General features: G+C 63.4%; 24 protein-coding genes. 5 read left to right on the forward strand and 19 right to left on the reverse strand.

The annotated features are described in order from the left end of the window. The 15 genes from AAG591_RS04810 to AAG591_RS04880 form a co-directional block, all read right to left on the reverse strand. On the reverse strand, positions 1–2,037 hold the full coding sequence (locus AAG591_RS04810) for an ATP-binding protein (protein ID WP_342529871.1): 2,037 nt from the start codon (positions 2,035–2,037) through the stop codon (positions 1–3). After that, a complete protein-coding gene (locus tag AAG591_RS04815; RefSeq protein ID WP_342529872.1) occupies positions 2,037–2,435 on the reverse strand; it encodes a lysozyme inhibitor LprI family protein in 399 nt (132 codons plus the stop codon). Before AAG591_RS04815 ends, AAG591_RS04810 begins: the two co-directional genes overlap by 1 nt. Then, the gene (locus tag AAG591_RS04820) at positions 2,432–3,232 is read right to left on the reverse strand and encodes a heme-dependent oxidative N-demethylase family protein (protein WP_342529873.1); all 801 of its coding nucleotides are present in this window, start codon (positions 3,230–3,232) and stop codon (positions 2,432–2,434) included. The genes AAG591_RS04815 and AAG591_RS04820 overlap by 4 nt, the downstream gene beginning before the upstream one ends. A 3-nt stretch (positions 3,233–3,235) precedes the next feature. After that, a complete protein-coding gene (locus tag AAG591_RS04825; protein WP_342529874.1) occupies positions 3,236–4,081 on the reverse strand; it encodes an alpha/beta hydrolase in 846 nt (281 codons plus the stop codon). Then, complete coding sequence (gene bioB / locus AAG591_RS04830; protein WP_342529876.1) at positions 4,078–5,088, reverse strand: biotin synthase BioB; 1,011 nt, start codon at positions 5,086–5,088, stop codon at positions 4,078–4,080. Before bioB ends, AAG591_RS04825 begins: the two co-directional genes overlap by 4 nt. After that, positions 5,085–5,327 (reverse strand): hypothetical protein, encoded by a 243-nt coding sequence (locus tag AAG591_RS04835; RefSeq protein WP_342529877.1) that lies wholly within the window; start codon positions 5,325–5,327, stop codon positions 5,085–5,087. The genes bioB and AAG591_RS04835 overlap by 4 nt, the downstream gene beginning before the upstream one ends. Positions 5,328–5,558: 231 nt before the next feature. Continuing rightward, the gene (locus tag AAG591_RS04840) at positions 5,559–5,696 is read right to left on the reverse strand and encodes a hypothetical protein (protein WP_342529879.1); all 138 of its coding nucleotides are present in this window, start codon (positions 5,694–5,696) and stop codon (positions 5,559–5,561) included. After that, positions 5,693–7,855, reverse strand: coding sequence for a methylmalonyl-CoA mutase (gene scpA / locus AAG591_RS04845; protein WP_342529880.1), 2,163 nt, complete (start codon positions 7,853–7,855; stop codon positions 5,693–5,695). Before scpA ends, AAG591_RS04840 begins: the two co-directional genes overlap by 4 nt. 113 nt (positions 7,856–7,968) lie before the next feature. Next, a complete protein-coding gene (mce, locus tag AAG591_RS04850) occupies positions 7,969–8,424 on the reverse strand; it encodes a methylmalonyl-CoA epimerase (RefSeq protein ID WP_342529881.1) in 456 nt (151 codons plus the stop codon). Continuing rightward, complete coding sequence (locus AAG591_RS04855) at positions 8,421–9,089, reverse strand: Abi-alpha family protein (RefSeq protein WP_342529882.1); 669 nt, start codon at positions 9,087–9,089, stop codon at positions 8,421–8,423. Before AAG591_RS04855 ends, mce begins: the two co-directional genes overlap by 4 nt. 96 nt (positions 9,090–9,185) lie before the next feature. Next, positions 9,186–10,718, reverse strand: coding sequence for an acyl-CoA carboxylase subunit beta (locus tag AAG591_RS04860; protein ID WP_342529883.1), 1,533 nt, complete (start codon positions 10,716–10,718; stop codon positions 9,186–9,188). 243 nt (positions 10,719–10,961) lie between these two features. Further along, positions 10,962–12,317 (reverse strand): glutathione-disulfide reductase, encoded by a 1,356-nt coding sequence (gorA, locus tag AAG591_RS04865; protein WP_342529884.1) that lies wholly within the window; start codon positions 12,315–12,317, stop codon positions 10,962–10,964. 91 nt (positions 12,318–12,408) lie between these two features. After that, positions 12,409–13,113 carry a VV20781 family protein gene (locus AAG591_RS04870; RefSeq protein WP_483413806.1) on the reverse strand — a complete coding sequence of 235 codons (705 nt, stop codon included), beginning with the start codon at positions 13,111–13,113 and terminating at the stop codon, positions 12,409–12,411. Positions 13,114–13,263: 150 nt separating this feature from the next. Further along, complete coding sequence (locus AAG591_RS04875) at positions 13,264–13,977, reverse strand: CDP-alcohol phosphatidyltransferase family protein (protein WP_342529886.1); 714 nt, start codon at positions 13,975–13,977, stop codon at positions 13,264–13,266. 45 nt (positions 13,978–14,022) lie between these two features. Then, positions 14,023–15,417, reverse strand: coding sequence for a DEAD/DEAH box helicase (locus tag AAG591_RS04880; protein WP_342529887.1), 1,395 nt, complete (start codon positions 15,415–15,417; stop codon positions 14,023–14,025). Positions 15,418–15,715: 298 nt separating this feature from the next. Here AAG591_RS04880 and AAG591_RS04885 point away from each other — a divergent pair, with 298 nt between their 5' ends. After that, a complete protein-coding gene (locus AAG591_RS04885) occupies positions 15,716–16,795 on the forward strand; it encodes a mechanosensitive ion channel family protein (protein ID WP_342529888.1) in 1,080 nt (359 codons plus the stop codon). Here AAG591_RS04885 and AAG591_RS04890 read toward each other — a convergent pair. From AAG591_RS04890 to AAG591_RS04900, 3 genes are read right to left on the reverse strand one after another with little or no spacing between them, the layout of a single operon-like run. Next, positions 16,792–17,274: a TspO/MBR family protein gene (locus tag AAG591_RS04890; RefSeq protein ID WP_342529889.1), complete on the reverse strand. Its 483-nt coding sequence runs from the start codon at positions 17,272–17,274 to the stop codon at positions 16,792–16,794. The genes AAG591_RS04885 and AAG591_RS04890 overlap by 4 nt on opposite strands. 47 nt (positions 17,275–17,321) lie before the next feature. After that, positions 17,322–17,750, reverse strand: coding sequence for a GtrA family protein (locus AAG591_RS04895; RefSeq protein ID WP_342529890.1), 429 nt, complete (start codon positions 17,748–17,750; stop codon positions 17,322–17,324). A gap of 17 nt (positions 17,751–17,767) precedes the next feature. Then, positions 17,768–18,370: a ferritin-like domain-containing protein gene (locus AAG591_RS04900; protein ID WP_342529891.1), complete on the reverse strand. Its 603-nt coding sequence runs from the start codon at positions 18,368–18,370 to the stop codon at positions 17,768–17,770. 768 nt (positions 18,371–19,138) lie between these two features. Here AAG591_RS04900 and AAG591_RS04905 point away from each other — a divergent pair. After that, complete coding sequence (locus AAG591_RS04905; RefSeq protein WP_342529892.1) at positions 19,139–19,333, forward strand: hypothetical protein; 195 nt, start codon at positions 19,139–19,141, stop codon at positions 19,331–19,333. Positions 19,334–19,336: 3 nt separating this feature from the next. On the opposite strand, the gene pgi is transcribed toward AAG591_RS04905, so the two are convergent. Next, positions 19,337–20,878, reverse strand: a complete 1,542-nt coding sequence (pgi, locus tag AAG591_RS04910) for a glucose-6-phosphate isomerase (RefSeq protein WP_342529893.1) — start codon at positions 20,876–20,878, stop codon at positions 19,337–19,339. A gap of 51 nt (positions 20,879–20,929) precedes the next feature. On the opposite strand from pgi, the gene lepB reads away from it, so the two are divergent. Genes lepB through era form a run of 3 tightly spaced genes read left to right on the forward strand, consistent with a single transcriptional unit; the run spans position 20,930 to position 23,484 of the window. Then, positions 20,930–21,760, forward strand: a complete 831-nt coding sequence (gene lepB / locus AAG591_RS04915; protein WP_342529894.1) for a signal peptidase I — start codon at positions 20,930–20,932, stop codon at positions 21,758–21,760. Next, positions 21,757–22,428 carry a ribonuclease III gene (rnc, locus tag AAG591_RS04920; protein WP_342529896.1) on the forward strand — a complete coding sequence of 224 codons (672 nt, stop codon included), beginning with the start codon at positions 21,757–21,759 and terminating at the stop codon, positions 22,426–22,428. Before lepB ends, rnc begins: the two co-directional genes overlap by 4 nt. A 45-nt stretch (positions 22,429–22,473) precedes the next feature. Continuing rightward, positions 22,474–23,484 (forward strand): GTPase Era, encoded by a 1,011-nt coding sequence (gene era / locus AAG591_RS04925; protein WP_342529897.1) that lies wholly within the window; start codon positions 22,474–22,476, stop codon positions 23,482–23,484. Position 23,485 lies beyond the last annotated feature (1 nt).

The following is a 23,485-nucleotide window of genomic DNA, read 5'->3' on the forward strand; positions in this document are numbered from 1 at the left end:
CTACTCCAGCTCCAGAATCACCTCGTCCACGGCCAGGCTGTCGCCCTCTGCGGCGTTGATGCTGGAGATCGTGCCCTCCTTCTCGGCGCGCAGGATGTTTTCCATCTTCATCGCCTCGACCGTGGCGAGCGGCTGGCCCGGCTGGACCTCGTCGCCCTCGGCCACATGCAGCTTCACCAGCAGTCCGGGCATCGGGCAGATCAGCATCTTGGAAAGATCGGGCGGCTCCTTCTCGATCATGTGATCGAGCAGCGGGGCCAGCCTTGCGGGGATCGCGAGGCCTTTGTGCGTGCGCCCGCGCGTGGTCAGAGCCCACATCGCACTGCTGGTCCGACGCAGCTGGATCGCGAGGTTCTCGCCATTGCCGTTGGCGGCGGCGAGCACCATGCCCGGCTGCCAGTCGGTCGTTCCGGTGATCCATTCGCCATCGACGGTCGCCCCGCCCTGGCCGAGATCCACCTCGAACGTGCGCCCGTCGATCTTGACGACCCAGTCGGATGGCACCTTGGGCGCACCGTCGAGGCGGCCCGAAATCTGCCCCTCGTGCGCCATGACGGAGCATTGCGCCCCGGCGATCAGCGCCGCGACCAGCTTTAGCCTCGGCTCGTCCACCGCCGCGCCGTGGAAGCCTTCGGGATATTCCTCGGCAATGAAGCCCGTGGTCAGCTCGCCGGAGCGAAAGCGCGGGTGCTGCATGATCGCGGACAGGAAATCGATATTGTGCCCCGGCCCCTCGACACGAAATGCGTCGAGCGCTTCGACCTGCAGGTCCGCCGCGGCATCGCGGGTCGGGCCCCAGGTGATCAGCTTGGCGATCATCGGGTCGTAGAAGATCGAGACTTCGCCGCCTTCGAACACGCCGTCATCAACGCGGATGCCGCCGCCGCCCATTTCGTGCCCGCGCCGCCCGGCGGGGCCGCTCGCCCCGGTCCAGCCCGGAACCGGCGGTTCGTAGCGAACAAGCCGCCCGATCGAAGGCAGGAAATTGCGGTAGGGGTCTTCGGCATAGACGCGGGTTTCGATCGACCAGCCGTCGATCCCGATGTTGTCCTGTTTGAAGGGCAGTTCCTCGCCCGCCGCCACGCGGATCATCCATTCGACCAGGTCAACGCCGGTGATCGCCTCGGTCACCGGGTGTTCGACCTGCAGGCGAGTGTTCATTTCGAGGAAGTAGAAGCTCTCCCCCGTCTTGTCCGCACCGCTCACGATCAGCTCGACCGTGCCCGCAGAGAAGTACCCCACCGCCTGCGACAGTGCGACCGCCTGTCCGCCCATTGCCTTGCGCATTGCGGGCGTGACGAAGGGCGACGGCGCTTCCTCGACCACCTTCTGGTGGCGGCGCTGGATCGAGCATTCACGCTCGTTCAGGTAAAGCGTGTTGCCCTGCCGGTCGGCCAGGATCTGGATTTCGATATGGCGCGGGTCTTCGATGAACTTCTCGATGAACACGCGATCATCGCCGAAGGAGTTCAGGCCTTCGCGCTTGGTCGTCTCGAACCCCTCTTCGACATCCTTGTCGTTCCAGGCGAGGCGCATGCCCTTGCCGCCGCCGCCTGCCGACGCCTTCATCATCACCGGATAGCCGATTTCGTTCGAGATCTTGAGCGCTTCCTCGGTGGTGTCGATCGCGTCCTTCGATCCGGGCACCACATTGACGCCCGCTTCCTTGGCCAGCTTCTTCGACTCGATCTTGTCGCCCATCGCGGCAATCGCTTTCGCCGGCGGGCCGATAAAGACGATGCCTTCCTTGTCGAGCGCTTCGACGAAGCTCGCCCGTTCGGAGAGGAAGCCGTAGCCCGGATGCACCGCCTCGGCGCCCGTCTGCTTGCATGCCTCGATGATCTTGTCCGCCAACAGGTAGGACTCGGAGGCGGGCGGCGGGCCAAGATGAACCGCCTCGTCCGCCATCTTCACGAAAGGCGCGCGTGCATCGGCATCGGAATAGACCGCCACCGTCGCGATACCCATCCGCTTGCAAGTCTGGATGACGCGGCACGCAATTTCACCGCGATTGGCAATCAGGATCTTTTTGAACATCAGTTAGGCATCTCAACATATTGGCGCAGTTGGGCGGTGCGTGCCTCGGTCAGGGCTTCGAGGCAACCATTCTGTAGCAACGGCCAGATAGTACCGCTGTTTTCACGCTCGCCATTTTCGGCAAGGCAATGGGCGTCGCGAAACTTGAGCCACGCGCGCTGCGCGGCGAGCAGGCGCGAATGCGCGGTGGCATCGCCATCATAGCGGGCCGCATTGCGATCCATTTCCTTCGCGTGCTCCGAAGCGCGAGACCATGCAGCGTTCAGCTCGGAATCGGCGCGCTTGTAGGACCGAAACGAGCAGATATTCATGTCCGTCTGCGTCATCGCATTCTCGCAGTCGACCTGCGGGTCTGCTGCCTGCGCGGCGGAAAGCAGCAGTATTGCGGCTAGGATCATTGTCCGGCCTCCTCTTCTCGTGCCTTCGCATAGCCGATTAACGCATGAGCGTAAGCCCCTGTGCCCCTGCGTTCCCCTTCGCCATCGAGCAGGCTGCGGGTCGCATCGGCGAGGCGGTGAATACTGGCAGATGCAAGCTCGCCCAGCGGATCGACATAGATCCCGATAGTGAACAGGATCGCGCCCGTTCGCGGGAGGCGGCGCAGCGTCTGCCGTTCGGAGCGGACGAACAGCGTCTGTCCGGCGTTTTCCGCCGTAACATGGGCAAAGGCCAGTTCGGGAGGGTCGGCGATCCAGCGGCGCTCACCGGTCGCAGCGATGAACCAGTTGCACCGCCCGTAGATCGCCCCGGGCTTCAGCTTGGCCATGAAGTGATCGACCCCGCTGGCCAGCTGCTCCTCATACCCCTGGATCGGCGCGTGGAGCGCTCTTAGCGGGAGGCCGAGCTTGTCGGCGGGCGTCCAGTCGGATGGCCACGCGACCGCCGCGCCGACGAGGCGGTAGTGATCTTCGCCATCGCGACGGGTGAGCAGGCACATATCCTCGTGATGGGCCGCAGCCGCTTCGGGCAATGCCCCCTCGACCCCCAGCATGGCCGCGAGTTCACGGCCCCCAGCATCGCCTTCCGGCAAGCGCTGGACGCCCTCAGGAAAAGCATCGAACCCTGCTGCACGCGCCGCCAGATCGGGGTCAGCCTGTAGCCACTCGCTCTCGTCCAGCTTGGCGAGCCCCATCTTGAGCACGCCGCCACCGCGCGCCTTCGGCAAAAGCTCGTCGACGGAAAAGCCGAGCGACAAGGCCTAGCTCGCGCAGTCCACGGTGAAGCCCCACTCCTCGTCGAACTCGCCATCGGTCGGAAACAGGAACTGCAGCGCCTGCGGGGTCAGCACGTGATAGGCGGTCGCGTGGGTCAGGTCGTTGCGTGGCAGCAGGCATGCTGTCTCCCCGCCAGCCTCTGCCACCAGCCGCGTGCCCTTTTCGGTCATCGGGCCTTCGTTGGAGAAGCTGAGCAGGATCGGCCCCCGCTCACGCCCGTCCTTCACCACTTCCGCCGCCGATTTGCCGAGCGCGATGTCATGCCACCACAGGCTCGGGTCGATCGCCGCGTATTTGTCGAACAGGCCGGGTTCGACCAGCCAGGTTTCCGCGATGAACAGCCCGGCAAGCGATTCGCCCATCACCGCATCGTCTCCGCTGGTTCGATAGTTCGCTTCGACCAGCGGCTTCACCTTGTCCCGGATGAAAGCGCGAAACTTCGCTGCCTCGCCCGCAGTGGGGAAAGCCTTCCGCTCCTGCGCATTACCCTTGTCGCCGATCAGCTCTGCGCGGCGATCGTCGGTCTGGATGCCGACCACGATCACCGGCTGCGAACGGCCCCACAGTGCATTGAGCGCGGTGGTGCCGACCACGTGGAGGAAATCCTGATCGAGCCCGCCGTCGATCAGGTAGAGCACCGGATAAGCCGTCTCCTCACTCCCCGCATATTCGCTTGGCACGTAGATATTGATCCGCCGCTCATCGCCCTCGGCGTAGTCGAGGTAATAGGTTGTTCCGATGGTGATCGGTGCCGCATCCTGCGGGGCCGACTGTTGCGCCAGGAGCGGTACTGGGAGCAGCAGGGCAGCGAGGGCGAAAAGCAGCTTCACTCCGCAGGCTCCGCGACCTTGCAGGCCCGCATAGGTTCGTCGCCCTGCAACGGGGTAAGCCCCAGCTTGGCGAACAACGCGCCGTCGCTGTCGTCGCCCGCATTGGGCGCGGTCAGCAGCTTGTCGCCGGTGAAGATCGAGTTCGCGCCTGCAAGGAAGCACAGCGCCTGCGTCGCCTCGCTCATGCTTTCGCGGCCCGCGCTGAGACGCACCATGCTCATCGGCATGGTGATCCGCGCGACCGCGACGGTGCGGACGAACTCGATATCGTCGATCTTGGCCAGCGGCGTATCGGCCAGCATGTCGCCCAGCACCGTGCCCTTGACGGGCACCAGCGCATTGACCGGCACGCTCTCGGGATGTTTTTCCAGCGTGGCGAGCGTGTGGACGAAGCCGACACGGTCCTCGCGCGTCTCGCCCATGCCCACGATCCCGCCGGAGCACACGTTAATGCCCGCATCGCGCACGTTCTGCAGCGTGTCGAGCCGGTCCTGATAATTGCGGGTCGAGATCACCCGCTCGTAATATTCCGGCCCCGTGTCGACATTGTGGTTGTAGTAGTCGAGCCCCGCCTCTTTGAGCATATCCGCCTGTTGCGGCGTCAGCATGCCGAGTGTCATGCAGGTCTCCAGCCCCATCTCGCGCACGCCCTTCACGATCTCGATGATCGCGGGCATGTCGCGGTCCTTGGGGTTGCGCCACGCCGCGCCCATGCAGAAGCGCTGGCTGCCAGCATCCTTCGCCTGCGCCGCGGTTTGCAGCACGGCGCGCACATCCATCAGCTTGGTCGCCTCGACGCCGCTGTCTGCCTTCACCGACTGCGAGCAATAGCCGCAATCCTCCGGACACCCGCCGGTCTTGATGCTGAGCAGCGTGCACAGCTGGACTTGGCTTGGCGGATGGTTCTCGCGGTGGACCGTCGCCGCGCGGAACAGCAGTTCGGTGAAGGGGAGGTCGAAAAGCTGCGCGATTTCCTCGCGGGTCCAGTCAGTGCGGGTTTGGGTCAATTTTTGTCTCTCAAAAGCAGGCGATGAGCCAGCCAGACAATTCCAGCTGAAACGCTCAAGACAGCGGGCACAATCAAATCTTGCAGGCCAAGCGCCCGGTAATCACCGGTGCTCAGATCATAAACGGTGAACCACCACGAAAGCAGGAACAGGCTGGTCGTGAAAAAAACGCCCAGACCGATAAGGAAGCATCCGACATGACGCCAGTTTCCTAGACTTGGCTGATTGGAAAAGCTCACCCCTCCATCTCCCTAACCTCGTCACCCCCGCGCAGGCGGGGGTCCCGCTTCTTTCTATGTGCCACCAAAGAAGAAGCGGGACCCCGGATCAAGTCCGGGGTGACGGGTGACGTGAAGGTCACTCCGCAGCCTCCCTCGTCATTGCGAGGCGACGCAGTCGCCGTGGCAATCCAGAGCTAGCACGAGCCGCCCTGGATTGCTTCGCTACGCTCGCAATGACGACTATGGAAATCACTCCGCCACCTCACCCTTCGCCACATAGCCGATGCAATCGCAGCCCTTCACCGCGCACGCCCGCTCGCCATCGCCGCCCGCGTGGTGGGTGCTCAACGGGTGACCGCAGTGGATGCAGTCGGCAGCCCCGCTCACTCCGCCGCCTCTTCCATCTCATCATCGGGTGGCGGCATGTTATGGCCGAGCAGACGCAGCATATCCGCCGCGCATTCGACCACATTGCTGCCGGGGCCGTAGATGCCCTGCACGCCTGCATCGCGCAGGAACTGGTAGTCGCTCTGCGGGATCACGCCGCCGGCGGTCACCTTGATATCGGCGCGGCCCGCGTCCTTCAGCAGGCGGATCAGCTCGGGGATCAGCGTCTTGTGGCCCGCCGCGAGGCTCGAAGCGCCGATGGCATCGACACCCTCGGACAGTGCCATCTCCAGCGTTTCCTGCGGGGTCTGGAATAGCGGACCGGAGACGACATCGAAGCCCATGTCGGCAAAGGCGCTCGCGATCACATTGGCGCCGCGATCGTGCCCGTCCTGGCCCATCTTGGCGACCATGATCTTGGGCTTGCGGCCCAGCCGTTGCTCCACAGCGTCGACACCCTGCACGACCTGCTGGTAGCGACTATCCGCGGCGTAGGCCTTGGAATAGACGCCCTTCACCGGGGTCGGCTTGGTGTCGTAACGCCCGAAGACGTCTTCCATCGCGCTGGAAATCTCGCCCAGCGTCGCGTCGTGCCGCGCGGCTTCGACTGCCAGTTCCAGCAGGTTGCCTTCGGTCTGCGCCGCACCGCGCGACAGTGCATCGAGCGCGGCCTGGCAGGCCATCTCGTCGCGATCCGAACGGACCTTCTCCAGCCGCGCGATCTGCGACTGGCGGACCTTGTGGTTGTCGATATCGAGCGTCTCGATCTCGTCTTCCTTGTCACGCCGGTACTTGTTGACGCCGACGATCACCGTCTCGCCGCGGTCGACATTGGTCTGCTTTTCGGCGGCCGCCTGTTCGATGCGCCGCTTGGGCTCGCCCGTCGCGACGAACTTGGTCATCCCGCCCGCCGCGTCGACCTCGTCGATGATCTTCTTGGCTTCCTCGACCAGCTTGGCGGTCAACGCCTCGACATAATACGAGCCGCCCAGCGGATCGGCGACGTTGGTGATGCCGGTCTCTTCCTCCAGCACCAGCTGCGTGTTGCGCGCGATGCGGGCGGAGAAGTCGGTCGGCAGCGCGATCGCTTCGTCCAGCGCGTTGGTGTGGAGCGACTGCGTGCCGCCCAGCACCGCCGCCATCGCCTCGATCGTGGTGCGGATGACGTTGTTGTACGGGTCCTGCTCCTGCAGCGAGACGCCCGAGGTCTGGCAGTGCGTGCGGAGCATCTTGGACTTGGGGTCCTTCGCGCCCAGCCCTTCCATCACGTCGTGCCACAGATGCCGCGCGGCGCGCATCTTGGCGATCTCCATGAAGAAGTTCATCCCGATGCCCCAGAAGAACGAAAGGCGCGGGGCGAAGGCGTCGATATCGAGGCCCGTCTCCATCGCGCGCTGGGCGTATTCCTTGCCATCGGCGATGGTGAAGGCGAGTTCCTGCACCGCCGTCGCGCCCGCTTCGTGCATGTGATAGCCGCTGATGGAAATGCTGTTGAAGCGCGGCATGTGATCGGATGTGTAGGCGATGATGTCGCTCACGATCCGCATGCTTGGCTCGGGCGGGTAGATGTAGGTGTTGCGGACCATGAACTCCTTGAGGATGTCGTTCTGGATGGTCCCGGAAAGCTTGTCCTGGCTCACGCCCGAGCGCTCCGCCGCGACGATGTAGAACGCCAGCACAGGGATCACCGCGCCGTTCATCGTCATGCTGACGCTCATCGTGTCGAGCGGGATCTGGTCGAACAGGATCTGCATGTCCGCCACGGTGTCGATCGCGACGCCCGCCTTGCCGACATCGCCGACCACACGCGGGTGGTCCGAATCATAGCCGCGGTGCGTGGCGAGGTCGAAGGCGACGCTCAGCCCCTTCTGCCCGGCGGCAAGGTTGCGGCGGTAAAAGGCGTTCGATTCCTCGGCGGTCGAGAAGCCCGCATACTGGCGGATGGTCCACGGTCGGCCGGTATACATGCTGGCGTAGGGCCCGCGCGTGAACGGCTCGAAACCGGGCAGACCCGGATCGATATCCGCCGTGTCTTCCGCCGTGTAGAGCGGCTTCACATCGAAGCCCTCCAGCGTGTGCCACGTCAGGTCGCGGCCTTTGACTTCCTTGTCGGCCTTGGCCTGCCAGTCTGCGGGGGTTGGGGTATTGTTTTCAGCCATCACATCCGTTCGCCCTGAGCTTATCGAAGGGCTGTCCTTCATTTCTGGACCCGCGCTAGAAGAAAAAGCAGGGCTTCGACAAGCTCAGCCCGAACGGGATTGAGAGGATTGCCCTAATTGGACCAGTGCGCGCCCTCCCTGGGCGTTTCCATGATTTCGGTCAGCTGGCCCATCATGTCCTTGGGGTGGAGGAAGAAGATCGGCGTGCCATGCGCGCCGATGCGCGTCGGGCCGAGGATGCGCTTGCCCTTCCCCTCGAACCACTCGCGCGCCGCCTCGATGTCTTCCACCTCGTAGCACAGATGGTGCTGGCCCCCGGCTGGGTTCTTGGCGAGGAAGCCGTTTATCGGGCTCGCCTCGTCGAACGGTTCGATCAGTTCGATCTGGGTGCCCTTGCCGACTTCGCCATGCGCGTCGGGCGTATCGACGAAGCAGACCTTCACGCCCTGTTCGGGAAGGTCGAACGGCTCGGTAATCCGCACCGCACCCATCGTGTCGCGGTAATAGGCAATCGAGTCCGCGATGGAGGGCGTCGCGACGCCGATATGGTTGAGACGGCCGAGTTTCATGCAAGCCCCCTGCAGGTTTGAGTGAAACGTACGCCCAGTGCAGAAACCAAAAATCCCTCAAGATAAGGCGACTTTAGTGGTTCTCCAAGATCGAACGAAAATCGGTCAATCAGGCCTTGTCTAAACAGAGCGTCATAGCTTGCGAACTGATCGCCAGAGCCACCAGCGAGCGTCGCAAGTTGTCCGTCTTGCAAATACGGATAAGTAGCTGACGTGACCCTTCCCGGCCACAATAGATCGAAGCTTATCAATTTATTGAATTCATCGCGCGCTTCATCCGCGTTGGCCACAGGCCATTTGAAGGAAGACTGGAATCTCTGACGCAGTGAACTCTTTTGATTCACGGACATCTGCGTCTGCGGCCCTCCATGAGCACTCTCTGGGACAATATTGTTAAGCTGCATGGCGTCGAACGAATTGATCTGCGAAAGGATATCCGCAAAGATAGCATGTCGGTTTGAAAAGTTTTTCGAAGCGCTTAGAAGGAGATGAGCCCACATCTCAGTTAGGTTCGGATCGTCCTCAGACACCGACGCTTTTTGTAGTAACTGCACTGCAAAACCAGGCGGAATGGCGTTGAGTTCCTCAGAACTCGACAATTCCTCGGCTTTCTGGAACACAGCTCGGAGGCGGTCCGAACCGTAAAGCTTGATCTGCTCACCCATTGCATCTGCCGAGGGTCCGAGCAGTTTGCTAAGAAACCAGGTCGACGCACCAACTAGTGCGGCACCTGTGGTGATTATCGGTTCCACAGCTTCACCTCACAGCGGAATATTATCGTGCTTCTTCCACGGGTTGCTCAGCTCCTTGCCGCGCAGCTTCCGCAGCCCCAAAGCAATCCGCCGCCGCGTCGAGTGCGGGTAGATCACCTCGTCGATATAGCCGCGTGAGGCGGCGACGAAGGGGTTGGCGAAGCGGTCTTCGTATTCCTTCGTTTTCTCGGCGATCTTTTCGGGGTCGTCGCGGTCCTGGCGGAAGATGATTTCCACCGCGCCCTTTGCGCCCATCACCGCGATCTCCGCAGTCGGCCAGGCGTAGTTGAGGTCGCCGCGCAGATGCTTCGACGCCATCACGTCATACGCGCCGCCATAGGCCTTGCGGGTGATGACGGTGATCTTGGGCACGGTCGCCTCGGCATAGGCGAACAGCAGCTTTGCGCCGTGCTTGATGATGCCGCCCAGTTCCTGGCTGGTGCCGGGGAGGAAGCCGGGCACGTCGACGAAGGTCAGGATCGGAATGTCGAACGCGTCGCAGAAGCGCACGAAGCGCGCGGCTTTCTTGGACGAATTGATGTCGAGCACGCCTGCCAGCACCAGCGGCTGGTTGGCGACCACGCCCACGGTGCGGCCTTCCACGCGGCCGAAACCGCAGATGATGTTGCCCGCATGCTTGGGCTGGATCTCGAAGAAATCGCCGTCGTCCAGCACCTTCGAGATGACCTCGTGCATGTCATACGGCTGGTTGGCGTTGTCGGGGATCAGCGTGTCGAGGCTTTCCTCAACCCGGTCCCACGGATCATTGGTGGGCATGTCGGGCACCGGCTCGCGGTTCGACAGCGGGAGGAAGTCGAAGAAGCGGCGCGTGGCCATCAGCGTTTCGATGTCGTTCTCGAACGCGTCATCGGCCACGCTGGTCTTGGTGGTGTGGGTGATCGCGCCGCCCAGCTCTTCCTGCGTGACGACTTCGTTGGTGACGGTCTTCACCACATCGGGCCCGGTGACGAACATGTAGGAGCTGTCCTTCACCATGAAGATGAAGTCGGTCATCGCAGGGCTGTAAACCGCGCCGCCCGCGCACGGCCCCATGATGACGCTGATCTGCGGGACGACGCCGCTGGCGAGCACGTTGCGCTGGAACACCTCGGCATAGCCGCCGAGGCTGGCGACGCCTTCCTGAATGCGCGCGCCGCCCGAATCGTTCAGGCCGATCACCGGCGCGCCGACCTTCATCGCGGTGTCCATCACCTTGCAGATTTTCTCCGCATGGCGTTTCGACAGCGAGCCGCCGAACACGGTGAAATCCTGGCTGAACACGTAGACCAGCCGGCCATTGATCGTGCCCGATCCGGTGACGACGCCGTCACCCATGATCTGCTGGTCTTCCATGCCGAAATCGGTGCAGTCGTGGACGACGTAGGTGTCGAGCTCCTCGAAGCTGCCTTCGTCCAGCAGCACGTCGAGCCGCTCGCGCGCGGTCAGCTTGCCCTTGGCATGCTGCGCATCGATCCGCTTCTGACCACCACCCATGCGGGCAGCCTCGCGGCGACGTTCCATCTCGGCAATATTGGCTGACATTCGGTACTCCCTGTTGCGCCAGAGGGGGTTAGGCTCGGGCAGCGCACAGGGTCAAGCCAATCGGGAGTTCGTGGTGTGGCGTAGAGGCTGCGTTCGCCGGGCAATTGCTTCGCGTCAAGCCCCTCATCCAGGCTTCGCTAGCCCCTGCGGTGCAAGCTGCGCCATCCTTCTCCCCGTGGGAGAAGGATATGAAGGCTTGGCGACGCAAGGAGCCTAGCCGCAGTTGGATGAGGGGGAAGCCGCCTAACGCATCAGGACGAGTTCCTCGGCCATCGTCGGGTGGATCGCGACGGTCGCGTCGAAGTCCGCCTTGGTCAGCCCGGCCTTCACCGCAATCGCCGCCGCCTGCATCATTTCGGGCGCTTCGGGCGCGATCATGTGGATGCCGACGATCTTTCCGCTGTCGCCATCGCAGATCATCTTCATCAGGCTGCGCTCGTTACGGCCGGCGAGCACGTTCTTCATCGGGCGGAAGTCCGACAGGTACACCTTCACGCTGCCAAGTGCTTCCTTCGCCTCCCCCTCGGTCATGCCGACCGCCGCAATGGGCGGATGGCTGAAGACTGCGCTGGGGATGCAAGAATGGTCCACGGCAACCGGATCGCCATCGCCGAACACGGTTTCGGCAAAGGCCTGGCCTTCGCGGATCGCCACAGGGGTCAGCTGCACGCGATCGGTCACGTCGCCCACGGCGTAGATGTGATCGACATTGGTCTTGCTGAAGCGATCTACCTTGATCTCGCCACCCTCGCCCAGCTCGACGCCCGCTGTATCGAGGCCGAGGCCTTCGGTATTGGGGACGCGGCCCACCGCGAACATCACGAGGTCGGCCTTTTCCTCGTCGCAGTCGGACAGCTTCACGAAATAGCCGCCTTCGTCGCACGGCTTGATATATTCGAAATGGGTGTTGAAACGGAACTTGATCCCCTTCGTCGTGCTGATCTGCAGCAGCCGGTCGCGCACCGCCTCGTCATAGCTGCGCAGCAGACGATCACCCCGGTTGACGATGTGAACATCGCAGCCGAACTCGTTGAAAATGCCCGCGAACTCGTTGGCGATATAGCCCCCGCCCGCGATGATGATTTTCTTCGGCAACTCGTCGAGATGAAACGCTTCATTGGACGAGATCGCATGTTCCGCACCCTCACACTCGGGCATCCGCGGCCGCGCGCCCGTCGCGATCAGGATATGTTTTGCGGTAACCTTTTTTCCGCTCGCCAGAGTGATCTCGTGCGGCCCCGTGATTTCGGCACGTTCCTTGAAGATCGTGACGTCGTGGTTTTCGAGCGTTTCGGTATAGGCCCCCTCGATCCGGGTGACATCCTCGAGCACATTGTCGCGCAAGGTTTTCCAGTCGAACTTCCGCTCGCCGATGTCCCAGCCGAACCGCTGGCAGTCTTCCAAGTCTTCGGCGAAATGCGCGCCGTAGACGAGCATCTTCTTGGGCACGCACCCGCGAATGACGCAGGTGCCGCCGACCCGGTGCTCCTCCGCGACGGCAACCTTCGCTCCCAGCGCGGCGGAAACGCGACTCGCGCGCACCCCGCCGGAGCCTGCGCCGATGGTGAAAAGGTCGTAGTCGTATTGGTCGGCGGCCATCGAGAGCGCTCCTGTTTGCGGGAGCGCGCGATATGGCGGGCACGGCTGCGCGGTTCAACCGTGCCCGGCGAGATCGTGCGCCGCAATCGGCTCAGTCGCCGACCCTGTTCGCAGGGTCCTGAAACACCGCCAGCGCCACCGACGCTACGGTCAGCGTACGTGCGAGGCCGGGATCGGTCCCATCGGGCACAATCAGTTCGGGCGTGCCATTGAGCTCAAGCGCCCCGACCGCACGCCCGTTCTGTTCGAAAAGGTAACCGATCGGAGTGATCGTGCCGTTGGAAGTGCCGACGATATCGTGGACCGAACGGATCTGCACGATTTCCCCGCCCAGCGCGATCTCGCCGCGTCGTTCGTAGCGATAGGCGGCGGTCCCGCCACCGGTCACCTCCTGCAGTTCGAACCGCGCAGGAAACGCACGCCCGTCAGCCTCGAACTCGCAGCGGAAGGCCATCGGATTGGTGGTGACTTCCACCCGGTCGCTGACCGCAATCGCGCGTTCGCGCATCCGGCATTGTGCTTCGATGGTCGAGGATATCTCCGGCCCTGCGATCGCGAAGCGCGCCTTGCCGGACCGCTCGATCCAGGTATCGAACAGGGCCATTCCTCCCTCCGAACGCTGGTACGATCCATTGTAGCGGCCCGCCGCGAACTTGCCGGTGTTCCAGCCGTTGAAGCCGGTAATCCGGGTCGTGGTGCTGGCAGACAAGCTTTCGGGCAGGTGCATCTGCGCAGGATGGATGGAGGAGCAGGCGGCGAGCGCGACGGCGCCAAAAAGAGGAATGCAACGACGCATAAGCTCGACTTTCACGAATAGGACGGGGCGGGATGCCCGCGTCGGTCAACGAGTGAGACCGACCAGGTGAACCGTGGCTGTCCGGGCGATAGCACGTTCGACGAACGCCAATTGCCCGTCTGCATGCGACCCGATCGAGCGCCCGCTGCGTCAGGATCGGGGGTATTTGACCGCCGGTTCCTCCAGCGCGAGCTTGCGTGCAGTAGTGGCAGTCTGCACCGCGAACAGGCTGATCAGCAGCACGCCCACTGCGCCGACGAAGAGGTCGAAGCCTGTGAAGACTCCGATCAGCGGCGTCGGTCCCAGCACGATCATCGCGACCGTCAGGGCAATCAGGATCAGTCGCAGTTCGGTCGGCCCGGCCTTGAGGTACGACAGGCGCAATTCGCCCATCACCCTGACCGACAGGAACGCGTGGATCGACATCAGCAGGTATCCCGCCAATGCCACCAGCGCGACCTCCAGCTGGACATATCCGGATGCGCCGAGCCCCAGCACGACCAGTGTCGTCGCCAGACCATCGCAGCTATGGTCGAGGAAATAGCCGTAGCGCGGCCTCTCGATCCGGCGAAAGCGCGCCAGACTTCCGTCGAGCGAGTCGCCGAACCAGTGGACCACGTATCCGGCGATAGACAGCCACAGCCACCCATCGCCCAGGTTGCTGGCGGCATAGCCGGCAAAGATCGCCAGTGCGCCCACCATCCCGGTGAAGGTCAGGATGTCCGGCGTGACCCACCGGGGCATGCGAGCGCACAGCCGGTCGAGCAGCCACCGCTCGCCCCGGGCGAGCATATTTTCCTGCACTCGCTCGATCGGCTGCGCGTCGGCGGGAAGTTCTTTACCGGTCGGGTTCACTGGTTCCATCACGGCGCTATCGACGAGCGGAGCGGCGCGTGCAAGCCGCGCAGCCTAGCCCTGCCCGCCCGAGCGTGCACCGCCGGAACGGTTGTTGCGGCGGCGCGGGCCGCCACGGTTCTGGCCGCCCGAACCACCAGGGCCGCCGCGTCCCTGCCCTGAGCCGTGCGGTTTGCCCTTACGCGCCGGATGCTTCGCCTTGGGCTTGCGCGCGCCGTCGCCAATCGGCTTGGGGCTGACGCGCTGGCCGCGCTGCTGCTTGGGTGCAGGCTTGGTCGGGCCGACGCCCTCGACCACCGCACGGAAGTTATCCGGCAGCGGCAGGCGTTCGAACTCGGCGTCGGTCGTCTTGCGGATATCCTTCAGATACTGCCGCTCGTCCTCGGCGCAGAACGCGATCGCAATGCCATCGGCACCCGCACGTGCGGTCCGCCCGATGCGATGCACATACTGTTCTGGCACGTTGGGCAGTTCGTAGTTGATGACGTGGCTGACGCCGGGGATGTCGATCCCGCGCGCGGCAACGTCGGTCGCCACCAGCACCGGGGTCTTCGCCCGCTTGAACTCGTCGAGCGCGCGTTCGCGCTGCGGCTGGCTCTTGTTGCCGTGGATCGCGTTGGCGGCGATGTTCACCTGCGCCAGCTTCTTCACCACCCGGTCGCAGCCATGCTTGGTGCGCGCGAATACGAGCACGCGCTCCATCTTGCCTGGGATCTCGTGACGACCCGACAGGATGAGCTCGAGCAGGCTCTGCTTCTCGTCCTGCTGGACCATGAACAGGAACTGCTCGATCCGCTCTGCCGTGGTGCTTTCGGGCGTTACCGAGACCTGCGCCGGATTGCGGCAGTACTGGCCGACCAGTTCCTTGATCGCCCTGGGCATCGTCGCGCTGAAGAACAGCGTCTGGCGATCCTTCGGCGTCAGTTCGTTGATCTTGCGCAGCGCGTGGATGAACCCGAGGTCGAGCATCTGGTCCGCTTCGTCGAGCACCAGAATTTCCACCCCGTCGAGGTTGAACGCGCGCTGGTCGATCAGGTCGAGCAGGCGGCCCGGCGTCGCGACGAGGATGTCGGTCCCGCGGTGCAGCTTGTTGCGATCCTTGTTGACGGACGTGCCGCCGACGATCGACTGGACCTTGAGGCCCGCGAGCGCGCCGTAATCCTTGGCACTCTGGGCGATCTGCCCGGCCAGCTCGCGCGTCGGCGCAAGCACTAGCATGCGGCACGACTTGAACGGCGTCTGGTTGTCGCCGTCGCGCAGGCGATCGATGCTGGGCAGCATGAAGGCAGCGGTCTTGCCGGTGCCGGTCTGTGCGATACCCAGCAGGTCGCGGCCTTCGAGCACGGGCGGGATCGCCTGCGCCTGAATGGGGGTAGGCTCGGTATAACCTTTGAGGTCGAGCGCCTGGAGGACGGGCTGCGACAGCCCGAGGTCTTTGAATTCGGTCATGTGATTATGTGACTCGCATTGCATGCGGTTCGCGCCGCGCACCCGATACCAACGGAGTCCGCGCGCTATCGCAGGGGTGGTAACCGCCCGCGTGAAAAGGGAAGTCTGGAAACAATCGAGGCGCTGCCGGGCCGCTCGCAGATTTGTGCGGCGGACGCTTCACGCTGGCAGTTGCGCTTCGTTCTTGCGGCAAATGGTGCATTGCGGTGCAAAAGTCAATCGGTGGCACTGCCCCTGCGAAACAACTGGCAGTTGCCCTGCGTTGGGTATTCGAGACGTATCGAGGGAGCCGGGAAAGATGGGATCCATCACCGAGACGATCGACAAGAGCACCGGTCTGCTCGCCGATCCGCTGCACGCAGCACTCGCGGCAGGGATCGCGGTGGGCGCAGCGATCGCGCTGCATGCGCTGCTGTTCTACCTGCTACGCCGGATCGCGCGCCGGACCGACCAGTCGAGCGACGATATCGTGGTCCGGCACCTTTTTCGCCCCACCCGGCTCGCCATCGTGGTGATCGCGCTGATGGGCGCGGCGCGCTACGTCCCGGAATTGCGCGAGGTGTGGGCCGATATCGCGACTTTCGTGCTGCCCGCCGTGGTGGGATGGATGGCGCTCGCCATCGTGCGTGCGCTGGTCGAGGCGGCGAAGCTCAAGGCCGATATATCGGTCGCGGACAACCTGAAGGCCCGGCGCAAGCGCACCAAGCTGACGATGTTCAACCGCATCGCGACCTTCATCATCGTGTTCGTCACCGTCGGCCTGATGCTGCTGGCGATTCCCGGCGTGCGCGATATCGGGGTGACGCTGGTCGCCTCGGCGGGTCTCGCCGGTCTCGCGGTGGGTGCCGCCGCGCAGCCAGCGCTCAAGTCGCTGATCGCGGGCGTGCAGATGGCGCTGACCGAACCGATCAATATCGACGATGCGGTGGTGCTCGAAGGCGAATGGGGCTGGATCGAGGATATTCGGACCACCTATGTGGTGGTGAAGATCTGGGACGAGCGGCGGCTGGTGGTGCCGACCAGCTATTTCCTCGAAAAACCCTTCCAGAACTGGACCAAGCAGACCGCCAACCTGCTGGGCACGGTGTTCCTCCATCTCGACCCAAAGGCGAAGATCGGCCCTATCCGCGAGGAATTTTACCGGCAGATCGAAGCGAACGAGCGCTGGGATGGCCGGGTGAAGGTGGTGCAGGTGACCGACACGACGCGCGATTCCAAGGAAGTGCGCCTGCTGATGAGCGCGAAGAACTCCCCCACCCTGTTCGACCTTCGCTGCGATATTCGCGAAGGGATGATGGAATGGCTGGCGGACAACCGCCCGCAGGACTTCGCCAAATTGCGCCTGATGGAGGCGACCGAAGAGGCAGAGAGCGCCTAGGTGGCGGCCTTGCGACCGAACGGCCCGTTGAGCGTCACGATTGTCCAGTTGAGGATGCTCGCGAAGCTGACCCACACCAGATAGGGCACGATCATCCAGCTCGCCGCGACCGACCATTCGCGCAGGAAAACGGTCAGCGCGAGGACCGAGAGCCACAGAAACGGCACCTCGATCAGCGCCCAGTCCGGGCGCTTGGCAGTGAAGAACAGTGGCGACCACAGGAAATGGAAGAGCCCGTTGGCAAGATAGAGGCCAGTCAACAGCGCGCGATCCGCTTCGGGCGCCCCATTCCAGCTCAGTACGAAAGCCCATGCGGCCAGTGCGAGGATAATCGTCCACGCCGGGCCGAACAGCCAGTCGGGCGGCTGCCAGCTGGGCTTTTCGAGATTATGATACCACTCGCCGATCGTGGTCAGCAGCCCGCCGCCCCCTGCGAGGATCAGCGCCCAGACGACGGCGAAGATGATCGGAAAGCTCATGACTATGGCGTAGGTCTATCCCGCGCCCCTGGCAATGGATCAGCGCGTCAGACCTGCCGGAAGTTCAGCGCCGCATTCAGCGCGAATACGATCAGCCCCGCAAAGATCGACACCACGATCCGGATCACCAGATAGTGCATTGGGGTGAAGGTGATCAGCACCCAGAACAACGCCATCGTCACACCCAGCCCGACCGCAGAGTTCATCAGGAACAGCACGTAACCGCTGGCCAGCTTGCGATCCGATCCGGCGAAAATCCAGTACCGGCCGAGCAGGTAATGCAGCGAGTTGGCGACGAGGAAGCCGATGCCGGCGGCAATCACCTCGTCCATATGCGCATATTCGACGAGCACCCACAACACGCCCAGCCCCACCACGAAGACGCTGGAACTGACGACGGTGTTGCGGATCAACATCCCGCCGACACGGCGATTCCAGAATCGCCCCGCCCAGTGCCCGAGGTCGAATCGGGCCATACCCTCAGGTCGCGAGCTCATTCGGCGGTGGCGAGTCGCGGCTTGACTGTGCTTTGAATCGGACGGGGGCGGGGATTGAATTCGCCCGCGTCCGCCCATTCGCTGCGGCGCGGCGCGCCCAGCCACACGAACAGCAGCGGCAGCTTGATGAACAGCAGTTCGGAGTGGATCATGCGATCGATCCACCGTTCGCGCCAGCTGGGTTGCCGCCGCGCGTTTTGTGCGAGCCATTTGTCATAGGGCTCGAAATGGCTGGGTTCGTCGACATGGACAACCTCGAAAATACGCAGCAGCGCCTTGTCGGACCGCACGACCGGCTTGGTGAGCAGGATATCGACCTGCTTCAGCCCGCGCTTTTCGGTCAGCGAGACGACGCGGCACAGCCGCTCGAACAGGTCGTCGCTGGCGACGATCGCCTTGGTGTCGAGGCTGTCGATCGGCGTGCCGAAGGTGATTTCGATGAAGCGGTCGATATGGCCGAACGCCCGGTCGAGCGCGATCGGCTTGGTCCCGCGCAGTTCGAACCAGCGCTTGAACATGACATAGTGCTTGCGCTCGTCCGCCCGGTGCTTCTCGACCGCCGCGATGAACTCCGTCGCCTCGGGATGCTTGGCCTTCACGGCCTCCAGCACCCGGTCGAGCGCGGTGTACCCGCGGTGCTCGTTATAAATGTAGATCGACCCGAGGAGATCGAGATACCGCGAACCATCGTTTCATTTCGCGGGCTTAGCACCGGGATGCGGAAACGTCACGCTGTCAGCAAGCCAGCGGTGCACGCCTTGGGCTCGAACTTTTTGCGTGGGACCGAATAGATTGCTTTTCAAAACAACGGAGTTGGGCCAATCTACTAGTTCATGCCCGCAAACCAAAGAATCTCTCGCTTCATCAGCTTCTCGCCATCACGACTAAAGAAGTACGATAAGGGCATCAGCATCAATGACCTTCAGATCATAACAGGGTGGAGCAGGGCAACTCTTTACCGGCGAACGAACGAGATACCGGCTCCAACACCTTTTATACAGGAGCCAAAGGTCATTTGGCTATGCGACGAAATTCTAGATTGGGTCACTCGTGTGAACCTCAGAATCCATTTGGGAATTCAAGAGGCGCTCAATGAAGAATCCATCTTAGAGGCTCAATCTGAGAACGACCTCGAATTACGGGGGAGATTGGGGAAAGCCAAACGGCGCGAGCAAATTTACCGGGACGGCTTCATTTATCGCAATCTCGTGTGACTAAATGGCACAGGACGCTCACAAAGCGTGAATTGATTTGAGATATACAAGTACCTGAAAAACCGAAACTTCCCATTTCCAACCTGTGGATAGCGAAGCGGGAGTGGCCGCGCGCGCTGACTTGGCCGTAATTCGTAGTGTAAATGTCGACACATGAGCACGTTCTTCGGCATTGCGATCGTGATGATCGCCTTTGGTCTAATGGTCGCCCTTATCCTCGGTGGTCTAGCCACCCTGAATTGGTCAAAGCGCTGCGACCCAAAGAACAAAGCATTCTCTAGACCGAAATTCGTCATTCAATTGGGGTCTCTAGGCCGATTGAGCGAGCAATCTGACAAGGCAGACTGATGACTACCCCAACCCACTCGCTTCCAGCAGCGCCTTGGTGCTCGCGTCGAATTCCGCCGCGCCGCCGTCGATGTCCTTGGCCATCTTCTTGCCCAGCTCGACGCCGAACTGGTCGAAGGGGTTGATGCCCATCAGCACGGCGTTGGCGAAGGTGCGGTGTTCGTGGAAGGCGATCAGCGCGCCGAGCGTCGCCGCGTCGAGATCGTCGCACAGAATTATCGCAGAAGGCCGGTCGCCGGGGAATTCGCGCGCGGGGTCTTTCCCGTCGGCGCTCATGTTGCCGCCCGCCATCAGCGCTGCGCCTTGCGCGAAGCAGTTGGTCAGCAGGATGCGGTGATGCGCGGGGTTGAGCGCGTCACCCGGCGCGATGCTGGCCAGAAAATCGACCGGGACCAGATGCGTGCCCTGGTGCAACAGCTGGAAGACCGCGTGCTGCGCGTCGGTCCCCACCCCGCCCCACGTGATTGGCGCAGTCGGGCCGTCAACCGGCTCGCCCTCCGAGGTCACGCGTTTGCCGTTGCTCTCCATCTCCAGCTGCTGGAGGTAGTCGGGAAACAGCGCCAGCCGCTCGTCATAGGCGAACACGGCGCGGGTCTGGCAGCCGCGCACGCGGATGTAATACTGGTCGGCAAATGCCGCGCGCAGGCACAGGTTGTCGCGCCCGTCGCTCTCGCGGAAATGCTCATCCACCGCGGCCGCGCCTTCCAGCATCGCGGCAAACTCGTCCCACCCGGCGGCGAGCGCGACGGGAAAGCCGATGCTCGACCACAGCGAGTAACGCCCGCCGACGCTTTCCATGAAGGGCAGCACGCGCGTCTCGTCGACGCCCCATTCCACCGCGCCCTCGGGATTGGCGGTCAGCGCGACCACGCGGCCGTGCGGATCGGTGACGCCGTTTTCGCGCAGCCAGGTGAGCGCGCTGTCGGCATTGGTCATCGTCTCGATCGTGGTGAAGGTCTTGCTCGCCACCGCGATCATCGTGGTTGCCGGGTCGCACGCCGCGAACGCGGTTTCGAGCGCGACCCCGTCAATGTTCGAGACGACGTGGCAATCGACATAGGCGAGGTCGCGGGTCAGCGCGTCGATCGCGAGCGCGGGGCCGAGCGCGGAGCCGCCGATGCCGATGTGGATCAGGTGGTTGATCTCGCCGAGCGCGCCTTCGCGGATCGCCTCGATGAGCATCTGCATACGCGCGAGCAGCGCCTGCGCTTCTTCGACGCTTGTTTCGCTACCTGAGCCGCGCTGCGCTGTGTGTTCTGCGGCGCGTCCTTCGGTGACGTTGATCGCATCGCCCGCGAACAGCGCGGCGCGCTTGGCCGGGAAATCGCTGGCTTCGGCCAGTTCCTCGAAGGCAGACAGCAGATTGTCGGTCAGGTGGGTTTTCGACCAGTCGAAGCGGATTCCCGCAGCATCCTCGCCCTCGCCCCAGCCGATCCGGCCCGAAAGCGCGTCGACCCGGCCTTCATCCTCCGCAAAGAGTTGCGCGAGTGTCGCCTGCGGCATCGCTTTTACCCGATCCCATGCTGCCGTCCTGCTATCGCTCATGCCTGTAAAATCCTGTTGCCTGCCTGCCTTCAGCGCCTAGGTGCTGCAGCGATGGATGAAAAGGGCGAACCCGCTACGGATAGGTATGCCAGCGGCAAGGCACGCGGCGGGAGGCTGGCGAGCCTTCTTGCGCTGATCCTCGGCGTCGCACTGCTGGCGTTGACCGTGCGAACCTTCGCCTTTTCGCTGTTTACGATCCCGAGCGAGAGCATGATGCCCGGCCTGATGCCCGGCGATACCATCGCGGCCGAGAAATGGCCGTTCGGCTATTCGAACAACTCGCTGCCTTTCGACCTGCCGCTGATCCCGGGGCGGTGGTTCGCGCATCAGCCCGAGCGCGGCGACGTTGTGATCTTCAAGCACCCGGTAGACCGGACCGACTACGTCAAGCGGGTGATCGGCCTGCCGGGCGACGAGGTGGAGCTGCGCGATGGCTACGTGATCCTCAACGGCCAGATCCTGAGCCAGTCCGCAACCGACGAGGCGATCGTGCCGGTTGGCCCCAATACTCCATGCGCATGGGGCGGACGCGAGGAAGCGCGGGCTGCTGGCGGCGCCGACTGCCGTTATCGTCGCAATCGCGAATACCTGCCCTCTGGCGTCAGCTACGAGGTGCTCGATTACGGGCGCACCCCGCAAGACACCTGGGGCCCGCGCACCGTGCCCGCGGGCACGCTGTTTGTGCTGGGCGACAATCGCGACAATTCGATGGACAGCCGTTTCCCCGCAGTGCCCGGCGGCGGCGTGGGCTTCGTTGCGCAGGACCAGCTGGTCGGGCAAGCGGGTGCGGTGTTGTGGTCGACCGATGGATCGGGCAGCTGGCTCGATCCCGGCAGCTGGTTCTCCGGCTTGCGGCGCGAACGCACAGGAAAGGCCCTATGAACGAATGGAATACGACGCGCGACTGGCTGGCAAGCGTCGGCTTTGCCGCCGGCGACGAGGCGCTATGGACCGAGGCGCTGACGCATGGCAGCACGGGCGAGCCGCGCGATTACCAGCGGCTCGAATTTCTTGGCGATCGCGTCCTTGGCCTGACGATTGCCGAATGGCTGTTCGATACGCAGGGCGGTGCGGCGGAAGGCGCGCTAGCGCAGCGACTCAACGCGCTGGTCAGCAAGGGTGCATGCGCAAAGGTCGCGCGGGCAATCGGCGTATCCGAACATCTCCGCCTTGGACGGCAGGCGCGCGACGATGGTGCCGCGGACAGCGACAATATCCTCGGCGATGTGATGGAATCGCTGCTCGGCGCGCAATTGCGCGAAGCTGGGTTCGAAAGCGCGCGGTCGCTGGTGCGCAAGCTGTGGGCCGACGCCGTCGAGGGTGACACGGGCCGGGCCAAGCACCCCAAGTCCGCCTTGCAGGAATGGGCCGCAGGCAACCGCCGCCGTCCGCCCGAATATGCTCTGGTCGACAGGTCCGGTCCCGACCACGCGGCGCGCTTCACCGTGCGCGTCTCTGTGAAAAATGTCGGCGAGGCGGAGGCCACCGCGAGCAGCAAGCAGGAAGCCGAGACCGCAGCGGCAAAAGCGTTTATGGAGCGGTATGGCTAGCCTGAGCTTGCGCTCGCCCTTCGACAGGCTCAGGACGAGCGGAATATGACTGATACAGAAAATTCATCCGCCGAAGGCGGCAAGCCTGAACGAGCGCCCGCAGCCGCCGCGCAGCCCGAACGCAGTCCGGGCGGAGCGAACAGCGGCGAGGACAAGCAAAAATGCGGCGTCGTGGCCGTTCTCGGCGCGCCCAATGCGGGCAAGTCCACGCTGGTGAACGCGCTGGTCGGCCAGAAGGTCGCCATCGTCAGCCCCAAGGCGCAGACCACCCGCGCCCGGATGCTCGGTATCGCGCTGCACGAAACTGCCGACGCCAACACGCAGATGATCCTGGTCGACACACCCGGTATCTTCGCGCCCAAGCGACGGCTCGACCGCGCGATGGTGAACGCCGCGTGGGAAGGCGCGGAAAGCGCCGATGCGGTGCTGCTGCTGGTCGATCCGATCAAGCAGCGCCGGCACGAGCTTGAGCCGCTGCTCGAACAGCTCGCCACGCGGCCGGAGAAAAAGCTGCTGGTGCTCAACAAGGTCGACATTGCGAAGAAGGAGCCGCTGCTGGCGCTGGCGCAGGAACTCTCCGCCAAGGTCGATTTTGCGGAAATCTATTTCATCTCCGCGCTCACGGGCGACGGCGTCACCGAGTTGAAGGATGCGCTCGCCGCCGAGATGCCCGAAGGTGAATGGATGTACCCCGAAGATCAGGTTTCGGACGCGTCCGAACGCCTGCTCGCGACGGAGATCACCCGCGAGCAGCTCTACCGCCAGTTGCACGAGGAACTGCCCTACGACAGCATGGTCCGGCCCGAGAAGTATATCGAGCGCAAGGATGGCAGCGTCGAGATCCACCAGCAGATCATCGTCGCGCGCGACAACCAGCGGATGATCGTCCTCGGCAAGGGGGGCGCCCGCATCAAATCGATCGGTCAGGCGGCGCGCGAAGAGCTGAGCGAACTGCTGGGGCGCAAGGTCCACCTGTTCCTGCACGTCAAGGCGACCGAAAACTGGGCCGAGGACAAGGAAATGTTCGAGGAAATGGGCTTGGACTGGGTGCGCTGAT

This window comes from Citromicrobium bathyomarinum, assembly GCF_038594485.1.
GTDB classification, from domain to species: domain Bacteria; phylum Pseudomonadota; class Alphaproteobacteria; order Sphingomonadales; family Sphingomonadaceae; genus Alteriqipengyuania; species Alteriqipengyuania bathyomarina_A.